The organism is Mesorhizobium sp. LNHC232B00, assembly GCF_000502435.1.
Taxonomy (GTDB): domain Bacteria; phylum Pseudomonadota; class Alphaproteobacteria; order Rhizobiales; family Rhizobiaceae; genus Mesorhizobium; species Mesorhizobium opportunistum.
In genome coordinates this window covers 105,041-118,362 of the sequence record NZ_AYWP01000005.1, presented here as the reverse complement: position 1 = coordinate 118,362, position 13,322 = coordinate 105,041, and the positions used below count along the sequence as shown (strand labels likewise).

Annotated in this window: 11 protein-coding genes; 4 read left to right on the top strand and 7 right to left on the bottom strand. The window is 63.9% G+C overall.

Annotated elements, in window-relative coordinates; translation table 11 throughout:
• Positions 1-2: 2 nt before the first annotated feature.
• The 3 genes from X743_RS159725 to X743_RS159735 form a co-directional block, all read right to left on the bottom strand.
• Entirely contained in the window at positions 3-926 is a 924-nt protein-coding gene (locus X743_RS159725) for an ABC transporter permease (protein WP_023764936.1), read from the bottom strand.
• 5 nt (positions 927-931) lie between these two features.
• Entirely contained in the window at positions 932-1,711 is a 780-nt protein-coding gene (locus tag X743_RS159730; protein WP_023764935.1) for an ABC transporter ATP-binding protein, read from the bottom strand.
• A gap of 61 nt (positions 1,712-1,772) precedes the next feature.
• Entirely contained in the window at positions 1,773-2,759 is a 987-nt protein-coding gene (locus X743_RS159735; protein WP_023764934.1) for an ABC transporter substrate-binding protein, read from the bottom strand.
• Between the two features lie 151 nt (positions 2,760-2,910).
• Here X743_RS159735 and X743_RS159740 point away from each other — a divergent pair, with 151 nt between their 5' ends.
• Both X743_RS159740 and lexA read left to right on the top strand, forming a co-directional pair.
• Positions 2,911-3,684, top strand: coding sequence for a GntR family transcriptional regulator (locus X743_RS159740; protein WP_032922947.1), 774 nt, complete (start codon positions 2,911-2,913; stop codon positions 3,682-3,684).
• A 427-nt stretch (positions 3,685-4,111) separates the two neighbouring features.
• Positions 4,112-4,864: a transcriptional repressor LexA gene (lexA, locus tag X743_RS159750; RefSeq protein WP_023764931.1), complete on the top strand. Its 753-nt coding sequence runs from the start codon at positions 4,112-4,114 to the stop codon at positions 4,862-4,864.
• On the opposite strand, the gene X743_RS159755 is transcribed toward lexA, so the two are convergent.
• Positions 4,858-7,311: a ComEC/Rec2 family competence protein gene (locus tag X743_RS159755; protein WP_023764930.1), complete on the bottom strand. Its 2,454-nt coding sequence runs from the start codon at positions 7,309-7,311 to the stop codon at positions 4,858-4,860. The genes lexA and X743_RS159755 overlap by 7 nt on opposite strands.
• Before the next feature lie 101 nt (positions 7,312-7,412).
• On the opposite strand from X743_RS159755, the gene gltX reads away from it, so the two are divergent.
• Together gltX and gltA are read left to right on the top strand one after the other, a co-directional pair.
• Positions 7,413-8,837, top strand: a complete 1,425-nt coding sequence (gltX, locus tag X743_RS159760) for a glutamate--tRNA ligase (RefSeq protein ID WP_023764929.1) — start codon at positions 7,413-7,415, stop codon at positions 8,835-8,837.
• A 185-nt stretch (positions 8,838-9,022) separates the two neighbouring features.
• Positions 9,023-10,351: a citrate synthase gene (gene gltA, locus X743_RS159765; RefSeq protein ID WP_013895376.1), complete on the top strand. Its 1,329-nt coding sequence runs from the start codon at positions 9,023-9,025 to the stop codon at positions 10,349-10,351.
• Between the two features lie 66 nt (positions 10,352-10,417).
• Here gltA and lpxB read toward each other — a convergent pair whose 3' ends face one another.
• The 3 genes from lpxB to lpxA are packed head-to-tail and all read right to left on the bottom strand — an operon-like array spanning position 10,418 to position 13,314.
• The gene (gene lpxB / locus X743_RS159770) at positions 10,418-11,602 is read right to left on the bottom strand and encodes a lipid-A-disaccharide synthase (protein ID WP_023764928.1); all 1,185 of its coding nucleotides are present in this window, start codon (positions 11,600-11,602) and stop codon (positions 10,418-10,420) included.
• Positions 11,592-12,494: a UDP-2,3-diacylglucosamine diphosphatase LpxI gene (gene lpxI, locus X743_RS159775; RefSeq protein WP_245264187.1), complete on the bottom strand. Its 903-nt coding sequence runs from the start codon at positions 12,492-12,494 to the stop codon at positions 11,592-11,594. The genes lpxB and lpxI overlap by 11 nt, the downstream gene beginning before the upstream one ends.
• Positions 12,481-13,314 carry an acyl-ACP--UDP-N-acetylglucosamine O-acyltransferase gene (gene lpxA / locus X743_RS159780; protein ID WP_023764926.1) on the bottom strand — a complete coding sequence of 278 codons (834 nt, stop codon included), beginning with the start codon at positions 13,312-13,314 and terminating at the stop codon, positions 12,481-12,483. Before lpxA ends, lpxI begins: the two co-directional genes overlap by 14 nt.
• Positions 13,315-13,322: the final 8 nt, after the last annotated feature.

The following is a 13,322-nucleotide window of genomic DNA, read 5'->3' as shown; positions in this document are numbered from 1 at the left end:
GATTATTCACGAATGGCTTCGCGAGCCGGCGCGGGGCCTCGGCCGCGCTTGAGGCTTGGCAAAGCAAGCATGGCGAGCACGAACAGGCCCGTGGCAAGCTTCAAATCGGGAGGCGGCATGCCGGCGGCAAGGCAGAACGACACCAGTTGGTAGTAGATGATCGCGCCGGCAAAGGGCGCCAGCAGCTGGCGCCAGACCGTCTGCTTGCCGACAACCGCCTCGCCGATCATCAGCGCGGCCAATCCGTTGATGAGGATGCCCAGCCCCATATTGACGTCGGCGAAACCCTGCGACTGCACCATCAGCGCGCCGCTTGACGCCGAAAACGCGCTCGCCAGCCCGACGCCGCCGATGGTCGCCGCCCAGACATTGATGCCTTGCGCCTCGGCCATATCAGGATTGGCGCCCACGGCGCGCACCGCGGTCCCTTTCTCGGTCCTGAAGAACATGTAGAGCGCCACGAAGACGACGAGCGCCAGAAGACCGGCAACGACGATCTTGCTGGCCGGAAAACCCGGCCGCGCGAACGGTACCCAGTCGAACACCGCGGGCGAACCGAAGACGGAGAGATTGGACTTCCCCATGATGCGAAGATTGATGCTGTAGAGCATCGTCATCATCAGGATACCGGCAAGCAGCGTGTGGATACGGAAGCGCAGATGGATGAAGGCGGTGCAGCAGCCCGCCGCGAAACCCACGATGAATGCGACCAGGATGCCGGTCACCGGCGCTGCTCCGGCAGCCAAAAGCACGCCGCAGACGCAGCCGCCCAGCGGAAACGCGCCTTCGCTGGTGAGATCGGGAAAATTCAACATGCGAAACGGGATCATGATGCCGAGCACGACAAAGGCCAGGATCAGGCTCTGCGCCAGGGTGACCGGCATGATCGCGATGAAGCTGGAGAGAACTTCCTGAATAAAGCCCATGGGGATCAGCTCGCCAGCAGCATGCGGTCGGTTTTGACGGAAAAATGGCCGATCAGATCGATAACCGTGACCCTCGCCTTTTCCTCGCCGGTGACTTCCAGCAGGACCCGGCCGGCGTCGAGCATGATCACCCGGCTGCCATAGTCGACGGCGTGCTGCATGTTGTGGGTGACCATCAGCGTGGTCAGCTTCAGCGCGCTGACGGCACGCACCGTGGCCTGCATGACGATCTCGGCCGTACGCGGGTCGAGCGCCGCGGTATGTTCGTCGAGCAGTAATAAATCAGGTGATCCGCCGACCGCCATGATCAGCGACAGGGACTGCCTCTGTCCGCCCGAGAGCAGGTCGACGCGCGTGTCGAGGCGATTTTCAAGGCCGAGGCCCAATATCGACAGCCGCTCCTTGTAGGAGGCGAGCCGTGTGGCGTTCAACCCTTGCCGCAAGGTGCGCTTTTGGCTGCGCAGATCGGCAAGCAGCATGTTCTCCGCCACCGTCATGCTGGCGGCGGTGCCGCGCATCGGATCCTGGAAGACCCGCGCCAATTTGGCGGCGCGCTTGTGCACCGGCATATTTGTCACATCGGCGCCATTGATCAGGATCTTGCCGGAATCGAGGATCAGCGCTCCGGAAATGGCGTTGAGCATGCTGCTCTTGCCGGCTCCGTTGGAGCCGATGACGATGCCGAACTCGCCAGTCGCCAATGACAGGCTGAGGCTGTCCAGCGCGATCTTCTCGTCGGCCTGGCCCCTGTAGAATACTTTGCGCGCGGATCGGATCTCGAGCATCGTTCCTCCCTGACCTGACGGGTGACGGCGCCCCCGCCGTCACCCCCCCTCAGTCCCGATATCAGTCGACGATGCAGCCGCAATCGGCCATCGACGCCGGTATCTCGATGCCGAACGCAGCCATCGCCTTGCGGGAGATTTGCGGCATGTGGTCCTTGTAGGCCGGGCGCGATGGCGCGATCGTTTTCGTATCCTTGCCCTTGAGGATCTCGGCGGCGATGTTGCCGGCGTTGACGCCGACCTGCGTGTAGTTGACCGCGAAACTTGCCGGTACGGTGCCGTTGCGGACCGCGCTGTCGTCGGAGTTGACGACCGGGATGCCGGCCTGGCGAGCGGCCGCGGAGACGGCGGCGATCGCCGGCTGGATCAGGTTCGAAGCCGGGCCGTAGATGACGTCGGCCTTGCCGGCGAGCGAGGCGATGCGTTGCTGGATGTCATTGACGTTGTCGATGCCGACCTCCACGACCTCGAAGCCGGCCGCGGGCGCCGCCGCCTTGATCTTTTCGACGAGGGCAACGTCATTGGCCTCGCCTGGATTGTAAGGCACGCCGAAGCGCTTGGCGTTCGGCAACAGCTTCTTGGTGAAGGCCATCACCGCGGCGACATCCTGCAGATCGCTGGCGCCGGTCATACCTTCATCTCCCGCGTCCCACGACGGCACCAGCTTGGCCGCCACCGGATCGGTGACCGCGGCAAAGACGATCGGAATGCCGGAGCCCGCGAGTGCCTTCTTGGCGATCTGCGAGACCGGCGTGGTGATGGTGTAGATCAGCTTGGGCTGCTCGGCCTGCAGCTTGGCGATCATCTGCGGCACCAGCGATGCATCGAAATTGGTATGGCTCTCCGTGTAGACGACGTCCTTGCCCTCTACGAAGCCATTGTCCGTCAGCGCCTTCTTGAAGCCGGCTATGGCGGCGTTCAATTGCGGATGCTCGCCGAAATTGGCGATGCCGATACGGATCTGATCGGCCGCGGCGCTGCCGGCGCTGACCATCAATGCACCTGCCAGGGCCAATCCCGACAGCCATGCGGATTTCGACTTCAACATCATTTCCTCCCAGATTTGATCAGCGCCGCCTTCGGGGCACCTCCAGCGATCATGGTCAGTCCCTCGGCGCATGTCAAACATTATATATAACTCTTGCCATCACTCACCATCATATATAATTTCTCCAATGGCAGAGAACGAATGGATCGCGATGCAGGACCAGAAGAACTCCACCAAGACGGAAGCCGCCTACCAGCTTCTGCGGCGCGATATCCTCACCACCCGTCTCATGCCGGGTGCCCCGCTCAAGCTCAGCGCCTTGCGCGGCACCTATGGAGTTGGCTGGACGCCGCTGCGCGAAGCGTTGTCGCGCCTCGAAGCCGAACGCCTGGTCACCGCCATCAGCAATCGCGGCTTCGCGGTCGCCCCCGTGTCCCGCGCCGAACTTGAGGATCTGGCGCGCGCGAGGATGGTCGTCGAGATACCGCTCTTCCAGGAATCGATGGAGAAAGGCGGCCGGCAGTGGGAAGACGCGGTCGTCACCGCGCACTACCGGCTCGCCCGCTGCAAGACCGCGGTGGATGACCCATCGGATGCCGCCGTCGACCAATGGGACGAGAACCACGAGGCTTTTCACGCGGCGCTGCTGAGTGCGGCGACGTCCAGCTGGCTGTTGCGGTTTCGCTCGACGATCTCGGACCAGCTGCGCCGGCACCATCGCTTTCTTGGGCTGGCGCCGACATTGCGGGCCGCGGCCGGCCTCAAGGCTGGCTACGAGGAGGCCATGGACGCGCTGCGCGAGGCGATGGCGATCGAGCACCACACCGCAATCATGGAAGCCGCCCTGGACCGCGACGTCGAGCGGGCAAAAGCGCTGATGACGGCCCACATCGGTTATACGCTGCACGTCTATGTCCACACCGAGGACGGCGACGCGAACAAGGACGTCGGGCGCGCCGGCAGCTTGAAAGCGGTTGCCGGATGATTTCGGCACCTCCGCATCGTCCGACGCTTGGCGAGATTGCCGAAGCCCGCGATCGGTACCTGCTTCCGAACAGCTATTGTTGGCGTTTTGATTTCGTTTCGTTCACGGCAGGCAAGCCGATCGCAGGCGCGGAAATCGGCATCGCCGGGCTCTGCCGTCGGCTGATGCCGAGCCATGTCGCAAGACAGGCCACAGGCTATTAACCAAGACATTTCAATGCGGGCGACGGGCGGCAACGGGCGAAAATCCCCGATTTCCGGCCTGTCCGGCTCTGCAAATGATTACGGCCCTCTTACCAAATTCACTAAACTTTAAACGGTTGCAGAACACAACTGGAACAGATAGTGTTTGTTCTGGGTTTGTTTTTTCGATTCTGGATCAGAACCATTCTGGATCAAAACCTTGTCCAGATGCCTTGGGGGCCGCCATGCTGACACGCAAGCAACATGAACTCTTGATGTTCATTCATGAACGGCTCAAGGAAAGCGGTATTCCGCCCTCCTTCGACGAGATGAAAGAGGCGCTCGACCTCGCCTCCAAATCAGGGATCCATCGCTTGATCACGGCGCTGGAGGAACGCGGCTTCATTCGCCGGCTGCCCAACCGAGCGCGTGCGCTGGAAGTGCTGCGGCTGCCCGATTCGATCGCGCCGGGCCTCAACGCGGCGAAGAAATTCTCGCCAAGTGTCATCCAGGGAAGTCTCGGCCAAGGCGGTTTCGGTCAGGGCAGCCTCGGCCGCCAGATCAAGCCGGCACCGTCGCGCTTTGCCGCTGCCGGCAACGACGACGATGCGGTACCAGCGGTGTCCATCCCGGTTATGGGTCGCATCGCTGCCGGTGTGCCCATCGATGCCATCCAGCATCAGACGCATACCATCTCGGTGCCGCCGGACATGATCATGGGCGGCGAGCACTATGCGCTGGAGGTCAAGGGCGACTCGATGATCGAGGCCGGCATCTTCGATGGCGACACGGTCATTATCCGCAACGCCGATACGGCGAGTCCGGGCGAGATCGTCGTGGCGCTGGTCGACGAGGAGGAAGCGACCCTGAAGCGGTTCCGCCGCAAGGGTGCCTCGATTGCGCTTGAAGCCGCCAATCCGGCCTACGAGACGCGCATCTTCGGGCCGGACAGGGTCAAGGTGCAGGGCAAGCTCGTCGGGCTGATCAGGCGCTACTGAGCCGGCACGGCACTTGGCTTGTCAGGTTTGCGATAGGGCTGCAGGCCCCTCGCCTCGCGCGAAAATTTTCGCTGCGCGTGCCAGGGCCGATACGGGCTGTCCACCGCGAAGCTGATGGTTGGCGGACCGGTGGCCGATTGGCGGTCGAAGAAGATGGCCGCGCTGCCCTTGCGGGCGAGCTGCCGTTTGGTGACGACGAGAACCAGCGGATTGTGGCAGGCGTCGTAGGCCGTTGCGTCATTGACGATGATCAGGTCGGCGAAGCCACAGGCCTTCCAGGTATCCTTGCGGTCTTCGACATGCGCTATGATCGCACCGGACGGGTGCCTGGCGAGACAGACACCGTCGGTGCAATAGAACGGCGCTCCCGGCGGCAGGCTGACGGCATCAGCAATATCGAATTGTCCATCCGCCTTGTCGAACATCTCCGGCAGGATGATGGTTTCGGATCTCAGCGCGCGTTTCCAGTTGTCGACGGTGAATTCGTTCGGCCGGGCCCGGCTGACCGCGAGTTCGCCACCGCCGATCGGCAGCGCGACCAGCCGCGCGTCTTCCGAGACCAGCACATCCGGCGTGCGCGTGTCGGACACCACCAGCAAGCCGGCGAGCGCGAATGGAAGCGCTGCAAGCCGCAGCCACGTCGTCGCCATCGTCGCGATGACCAGGGCAATTGCCACCAGCAGAACGGATTGCTGTGAGATGAGCCCGACCGCATCGACCGGAGAGCGTTCTGATATCCACGCCGAAATGGCGATCATCGCGGTCAGGCCCTTGCCCATCAGGTAAAGGGATGGCGCGTCCAGGCCGAACGGCATCAGCAGCGCGCTGGCAACGGCCAGGAACATCACGAGTGAGACGATCGGCATGACGGCCAGATTGGCGAACAGGCTGAGCGGCGACACCCGCTGGAAATGCCAGATGGCAAACAGCGCCGTGGCGCTGCCGGCGATGATCGACGTCATGGCCAGCCCGCCTGTCGCCAGCAGGAATTTGCGCGTCAGGAAACCCGGCAAGGAGCGCTTCGGCGGCGGCGGTCTGGTCTTTCCCGCCCGGTGATCCGCCCAGCCGGCATAGGCGCCAACCAGGGCCGCGGTCGCGGCGAACGACATCTGGAAGCTCGGGCCGACCACCTCATGCGGCGAGACCAGGATGACGGCGATCGCCGAGATCGCCAGATTGCGCATGGTCAGCGCCGCGCGATCGAACAGGACGGCAATCAGCATCACCGCCAGCATGATGAAGCTGCGCTCGGCGGCGACGACGACGCCGGAGATGACGAGATAGGCGGCGATCGAGAAAAGTGCTGCCGCGGCCGCGTATTTCTTCACCGGCCGGCGCGCGGAAAAGTCCGGGAACAGCGCGAAGGCGCCGCGCAGCAGTCCCATGATGGTGCCGGCGACCAGCGCCATGTGCAGTCCCGAAATGGAGATGATGTGATAGATGCCGGTGCGCCGCATCGCTTCGTTGATTTCGTCGGGGATGCCGGCGCGCACGCCGACGATCAACGCCGCCGCGATCTCGCCTTCTGCGCCGCCGACGCTGCCCCTGATATGGTCGGCAATGGCTTCGCGGGCGTTCTCTATCGCTGATGAAAGGCGGGCCGACAGCGGCATGCCAGCGTCGTCGGCTGCAACGACTTTTGGATTGCCGAGAAAGAACCCGCTGCCACCGATGCCGGCGAAATAGCTGTCGAAGGAGAAATCATAGCTGTCCGGCCGCACCGGACCGGTCGGCGGCAACAGCTTGGCATAGCCGGTAATAAGGGAGCCGGCGGTCATTTCCGGCGGTATCTTGCGTGTCGAAAGCCGGACCCTTTCCGGCGCGTAGCGCAGTTTCGGCCGGGCGGTCGACGTCACGTCGATGGTAAGCCGGATGCGGCCGGTCTCCATCTCATCGATCGAGACGACGCGGCCGCTCAGTTGCGTCGAGATTTCCGAGCCCAGCATCTGGGTTCCCGTGCGCCACGTCTCGACCTTGGCGGCGAGCAAGCCAAGCGCGCACAGCAATGCCGCCGTCAGGAACAGATGGGTTTTCGGCCACGAGCGCGAGACAATCGCCAGGAAGCCCATGAGGGCCACCACCGCGACAGGCCTGGCGAAGTCCGGTTCGGCTGCCAGGGAAAAATAGCCGATCGCGCCGATTGCAAGGCAAACCGGCACCAGCAGGAAGCCAATGCCGCGGTCAAGCTCCAGCTCCGCCGCCGCAGTGATGCCGTTGCGCAGGCGCGGCAATGACAGCCGGCCGAGTTGCCGGCGCACACGTACGATCCTGCCGGCCGGCGACGGAATTGGCGCGGGGATATCCGGTGCGGGCTGGTTGCCGGAACCCGGCACGAGAGGCGATTGCGTCGGCAGCGAGGCCGGCAGCGGCATCGCAAACAGGGACCGCTCGCTGACGCCAACAATGGCGTCCTCGCCCTGATCCGAGCCCCGGCTTCGTCCAGCCATCGGGTCTGCCCCTTGCACCCCTGACGCCCTATGCTACATGAACGCGCGACGCGCGAAAGTCCGCGCACCCACACCCGCCCCAGACGCTTCCCGAGAGTTCCATGTCCGACAAGGTCGTCACCCGTTTTGCCCCCTCGCCCACCGGCTACCTGCACATAGGCGGCGCGCGCACGGCGCTGTTCAACTGGCTGTACGCAAAGCACACCGCCGGCACGATGCTGCTGCGCATCGAGGACACCGATCGCGAGCGTTCGACCGAGGCGGCGACGGCGGCGATCCTGGACGGCCTCACCTGGCTCGGTCTGGGCTGGGATGGCGAGGCGGTTTCGCAGTTCGAGCGCGCGCCGCGCCACCGCGAGGTGGCCGAGGAGCTGGTGCGCCTGGGCAAGGCCTATTACAGCTACGAGACTCCCGCCGAGCTCGAGGCGATGCGCGAGGCGGCGCGCGCCAAGGGCCTGCCGCCGCGCTACAACGGCCAGTGGCGCGATCGTGATCCGTCCGAGGCACCGCCCGGCGTCAAGGGCGCCATCCGTGTCAAGGCGCCGACCGAGGGCGAGACCGTGGTACACGACCGCGTGCAGGGCGAGGTGCGCTTCCCCAACAAGGATCTCGACGACTTCATCATCCTGCGCTCCGACGGCAACCCGACCTACATGCATGCCGTCGTCGTTGACGACCACGACATGGGCATCACCCACATCATCCGTGGCGACGACCACCTGACCAATGCCGCCCGCCAGACCGTGATCTACAACGCCATGGGTTGGGATGTGCCGTCGATGTCGCACATCCCGCTGATCCATGGCGCCGACGGTGCCAAGCTGTCGAAGCGGCACGGCGCGCTTGGCGTCGAAGCCTACCGCGCCATGGGCTACCTGCCAGAGGCGCTGCTCAACTACCTGGCGCGCCTGGGCTGGAGCCATGGCGACGACGAGATCATGTCGATCAAGGACATGGTGTCCTGGTTCGACATAGGCGACGTCAACAAGGGCGCGGCCCGTTTCGATTTCGCCAAGCTGGAGGCGATCAACGGCGCCCATATGCGCCGCATGGCCGATGCCGAACTTTTGGACATCTTCATCGCCACCTTGCCCTACCTCGAGGGTGGCCCGGCGATGGCCGCGCGCCTCGACGACCGCAACAAGGCGCAACTGCTGGCAGCGCTTCCCGGCTTGAAGGAGCGCGCCAAGACGCTGGTCGAGCTCGTCGACGGCGCCGCCTTCCTGTTTGCCACGCGGCCGCTGCCGATCGACGAAAAGGCGGCACTCCTGCTCAACGACGATGCCCGCAAGATCCTGCGCGGCGCTCACGAAGCTTTGAACGCGCTGTCGGGCGACTGGACGGCCGCGGCCGCGGAGGCCGCGATCCGCGACTACGCGCTGGCCGGTGGCCACAAGCTTGGCGCCGTGGCGCAGCCTCTGCGGGCCGCCCTGACGGGCAAAAGCACCTCGCCAGGCGTGTTCGACGTGCTTGCCGTGCTGGGGCGCGAAGAGAGCCTGGCGCGCATAGCCGATCAAATCGATTAGGAGCAAACTGGCCCAAGAAGATTGGCATTGAAAGGCGGGTTTCGCAGTGCAACATTAGGCCCTGGCCCAATCTGGCACGCACCCTCCTGAAATGCGGTGGCGAATACGCGCATTGCGGTGATTTCGACGTGTCGCTCTGCAGAAATTTGCCTTTGCCGGCATGAGGAAACGAGAAGGAGTTTGCAATGACCGAAGCTGCGACAAAACTGGAATTTGGCGGCAAGACCCAAGAGGCCACGGCAAAGCTGGAATTCGGCGGCAAGACTCATGAGTTCAAGGTGCGAAGCGGTTCCGTCGGGCCCGACGTCATCGACATCGCTTCGCTCTACAGCACCACCGGTGCCTTCACCTACGATCCGGGCTTCACCTCCACAGCGAGCTGCGAGTCTGAGATCACTTTCATCGATGGCGATGCCGGCATCCTCCTGCACCGCGGCTATCCGATCGACCAGTTGGCCGAACACGGCGATTTCCTCGAAGTCTGCTATCTCCTGCTCTACGGCGAACTGCCGACCAAGGCGCAGAAGGACGATTTCGATTACCGTGTAACGCGCCACACCATGGTGCACGAGCAGATGTCGCGCTTCTTCACCGGCTTCCGCCGCGATGCGCACCCGATGGCGGTGATGTGCGGTGTGGTCGGCGCGCTGTCGGCCTTCTATCACGATTCCACCGACATCTCCGACCCGTACCAGCGCATGGTCGCCTCCATGCGGCTGATCGCCAAGATGCCGACGATCGCGGCCATGGCCTACAAGTACCACATCGGCCAGCCCTTCATTTACCCGAAGAACGATCTCGGTTTCGCGGCCAACTTCCTGCATATGTGCTTCGCCGTGCCGTGCGAGGAATACAAGATCAACCCGGTGCTGGCACGCGCCATGGAGCGCATCTTCATCCTGCATGCCGATCACGAGCAGAACGCCTCGACCTCGACCGTTCGCCTCGCCGGCTCTTCGGGCGCCAACCCGTTCGCCTGCATCGCCGCCGGCATCGCTTGCCTGTGGGGTCCGGCCCATGGCGGCGCCAACGAAGCGGCGCTCAACATGCTGGGCGAGATCGGCCATGTCGATCACATCCCGGAATTCATCGCCCGCGCCAAGGACAAGGACGATCCGTTCCGGCTGATGGGCTTCGGCCACCGCGTCTACAAGAACTACGATCCGCGCGCCAAGATCATGCAGAAGACGGCGCATGAGGTTCTGGGCGAACTCGGCATCAAGGACGATCCGCTGCTCGACATCGCCATGGAGCTTGAAAAGATCGCGCTGACCGATTCCTACTTCATCGAGAAGAAGCTCTACCCGAACGTCGACTTCTACTCCGGCATCACGCTGAAGGCGCTGGGCTTCCCCACCACCATGTTCACCGTGCTGTTCGCTGTCGCCCGCACCGTCGGCTGGATCGCGCAGTGGAAGGAAATGATCGAGGATCCGCGCCAGAAGATCGGCCGCCCGCGCCAGCTCTACACCGGTGCACCGGAGCGCGACTACGTGCCGATCGCGAAAAGGTAGGGAATAGAATAGGGAGTAGGGAGTAGGGAGTAGGGAGTGGGGAATAAGAGGCCTACTGCCTACTGCCTACTGCCTACTGCCTACTGCCTTCTTCATGCACCCCATCACCACCTCCGCGGCGATCTCGCCTGAGGGCCTGTCCGTGGCCATGCGCCTGACAACTTCAGCAAAGCCGTCCTTTTGCCAGGCACGATAGGCGGTGTCCAAAAACAGCGCCTCCAGCTGCCGCGCCAGATAGCGTGGCCGCACATACTGGTTGTAGTGCTCCGGCACGATCGCCTGGTCGGCGATGAGATTGGGCAAGGCGGCACTCCACACCCTGACCAGGCCCTGGACCATGCGCATCACCGGATCGAGCCGGTAACACGAGATCGTCGGCACGCCCGACAACGCGAGTTCCAGCGACACCGTTCCAGACGCGATCAGCGCGGCATCGGCCTTGCCGAAGGCCTGCCATTTGCGCTCGGGATCGAGAATGATTTCCGGCTCCTGGTCCCAGCGCGCCACCGAGGCCCTGACCAAGTCGGCGACATGCGGCACTGTCGGCAACAGCAGACGCAGTTGATGTCCGCGCTGCCGCAGGATCGAGACCGTCTCGCCGAACGGTTCGATCAGCCGGCTCACCTCACCGCGCCGCGAACCGGGCAAGACGAGCAGCGTCTTGATGCGATCTCCCGAGAGGTCGCGCGGCTGGGTTTGCGCTCTCGCAGCGCTGAGTACGCCCGGATCATGCGCAAGGCGATGTCCGACATAGGTGCCCTGCGGGCCGCCGAGGCGGCTGAGCTCCTTCACCTCGAACGGCAGGATGCACAATATGTGGTCGACATAGGGCTTCATCGCCGGCGCCCTGCCCGGTCGCCACGCCCAGACGCTTGGGCAGACATAATGGACGATCGGAATCGACGGATCGGCGGCGCGGACCTTTTTGGCGACGCGCAGCGAGAAATCAGGGCTGTCGATGGTGATCAGGCAGTCGGGGGTTTCAGCAGCGACCGCGCCCGCCGTCTGGCTGATCCGCCGCATCAGGCGCGGCAGGTCACGCAGAATGGCGCTGAGACCCATCAGAGCGATCTCGGCACCATCGAACAACGGCACCAGCCCAAGCGCCTGCAGATGCCGTCCGCCAATGCCGACGAGCCGTACCTCGCGTCCGGTCATTCGTTTCAACGCCTGCACGATGTCGGCGCCCAACAAGTCGCCGGACTCTTCGCCGGCGACGATGGCGATCTTCAGCGGCTTCTCAGTTGCCATGGCCAGGCTCCGCGGCCGGCAGGCCGAACACGAACAGGCCAAGCGCATTGGCGCGCGCGAGAACGATGGGACCTTCGAGAATCAGCGAATGGCCGGCTTCCACGGCAATGCCGGCAAGCCCGGCGGCGTGTGCCGCCTCGACCGTACGGGGGCCAATGGATGGCAGATCGGCACGCAACTCCTGGCCGGGCTTGGCGCATTTGACCAGTACACCGCGGGTCTTGCCGGCAAGTCTGCCATGGCCGCGCAGCTGCTGCGTCCGCTCGAGCAGTCCGTGGGTGCCCTCGACGCCTTCCAAAGCGATGGCGCGGCCACCGATGGCAATGGCCGCCTGACCAATGTCGAGCGCGCCGATGGCCTTTGCCGCCGTGCGTGCCGCCTCGATATCGCGCCAGTCGGACTTTCTCGGCACTGCCTTGGTCAGAGGCCCTTCGGCAGCGACAAGCCGGGGTACGACCTCATGCGCACCGACGACTTTAACGCCGCGCGCCTCCAGGCCGCGGGTCAATATCTTCAACAGCCCGTCATCGCCGCGCGCAAGCGCCATGGCGACCGAGGGTATCAGCGCCAGCAAGCCAAGGCTCGGCCGCATGTCGACCAGCCGCGGCCTGCGCCTGATCTCGCCGGCAAGGACCAGATGGGTGATCCGCCGGCGCCTCAGCAACGCAGCCAGCGAGCCGATGTCTTCCAGCGCGAGGCTTTCATGCTCGTAGATTGTGAGGTCGGACTGACGGTCGGCCTGACCGTCGACCAGGATGATGATGGGCGGATGTCCGGCCTCTGCCAGGCCGGCCGCCACTTCGACCGGAAGGCTGCCGCCGCCGGCGATGATGCCGACCTTGGCATCAGACGGGAGATCAAGAGCAGTTCCCGCCGTCTCAGTCTTCATCATCGGTGTCGTCGCCATCACCGCCCTTGAGCGACGGCACGGCATAGTGCCGCTTGCCGCGAATGGTGATGAAATCGATGATCTTCATGGCGGTCGGGGAAGAGGCGAACTCCGCCTTGGCGATCTCGATGTTCTCTCCAACGGTGCGGGAGCGATCGAAGATCGTCTTGTAGGCGCTGCGCAGCAGATAGATTTCGGAACGCGGCAGGCCGGCACGCTTGAGGCCGATGATGTTCAAGCCGCGCAAGCTGGCGCGGTTGCCGACGGCAATGGCATAGGGAATGACGTCACCCACAAAAGCCGAGCACCCGCCAAGAAAGGCGTTGTCGCCAACACGCACGAATTGATGCACGGCGCTGAGGCCGCCGATATAGACGTTGTCGCCGATCTCGCAGTGTCCCCCCAGCGTAGCGCCATTGGCGAAGGTGGCGTTCTTGCCGACAACGCAATCATGGGCGATGTGGGCGTAAGCAAGGAAATTGCCGTTGTCGCCCACCGTCGTTTCGCCCCGGCTGGTGTCGGTGCCGACATGCATGGTCACGCCTTCGCGGATGGTGCAGTTGGCGCCGATGACCAGGGTGGTGCGGCCGCCCTTGTGCTTGGTGTTCTGCGGCGGCGCACCCAGTGTCGCCATCGGATAGACCTTGGTAGACGCTCCGATAGTGGTCGCGCCCATCACCGAGACATGGCTGACCAGTTCGACACCGTCGCCGATCACGGCATCGGCGCTGACATGGCAGAACGGCCCTATGCGCACACCTTGGCCGATTTGAGCGCCTCCTTCCACGACGGAAGAAGGATGGATTGAAGTCTTGATTTTCATAGGCACTC

Excerpts from the sequence above, each read along its gene's own strand:
- X743_RS159725 (WP_023764936.1), bottom strand. The coding sequence starts at position 926 with ATGGGCTTTATTCAGGAAGTTCTCTCCAGCTTCATCGCGATCATGCCG.
- X743_RS159730 (WP_023764935.1), bottom strand. The coding sequence starts at position 1,711 with ATGCTCGAGATCCGATCCGCGCGCAAAGTATTCTACAGGGGCCAGGCC.
- X743_RS159735 (WP_023764934.1), bottom strand. The coding sequence starts at position 2,759 with ATGTTGAAGTCGAAATCCGCATGGCTGTCGGGATTGGCCCTGGCAGGT.
- X743_RS159740 (WP_032922947.1), top strand. The coding sequence starts at position 2,911 with ATGCAGGACCAGAAGAACTCCACCAAGACGGAAGCCGCCTACCAGCTT.
- lexA (WP_023764931.1), top strand. The coding sequence starts at position 4,112 with ATGCTGACACGCAAGCAACATGAACTCTTGATGTTCATTCATGAACGG.
- X743_RS159755 (WP_023764930.1), bottom strand. The coding sequence starts at position 7,311 with ATGGCTGGACGAAGCCGGGGCTCGGATCAGGGCGAGGACGCCATTGTT.
- gltX (WP_023764929.1), top strand. The coding sequence starts at position 7,413 with ATGTCCGACAAGGTCGTCACCCGTTTTGCCCCCTCGCCCACCGGCTAC.
- gltA (WP_013895376.1), top strand. The coding sequence starts at position 9,023 with ATGACCGAAGCTGCGACAAAACTGGAATTTGGCGGCAAGACCCAAGAG.
- lpxB (WP_023764928.1), bottom strand. The coding sequence starts at position 11,602 with ATGGCAACTGAGAAGCCGCTGAAGATCGCCATCGTCGCCGGCGAAGAG.
- lpxI (WP_245264187.1), bottom strand. The coding sequence starts at position 12,494 with ATGATGAAGACTGAGACGGCGGGAACTGCTCTTGATCTCCCGTCTGAT.
- lpxA (WP_023764926.1), bottom strand. The coding sequence starts at position 13,314 with ATGAAAATCAAGACTTCAATCCATCCTTCTTCCGTCGTGGAAGGAGGC.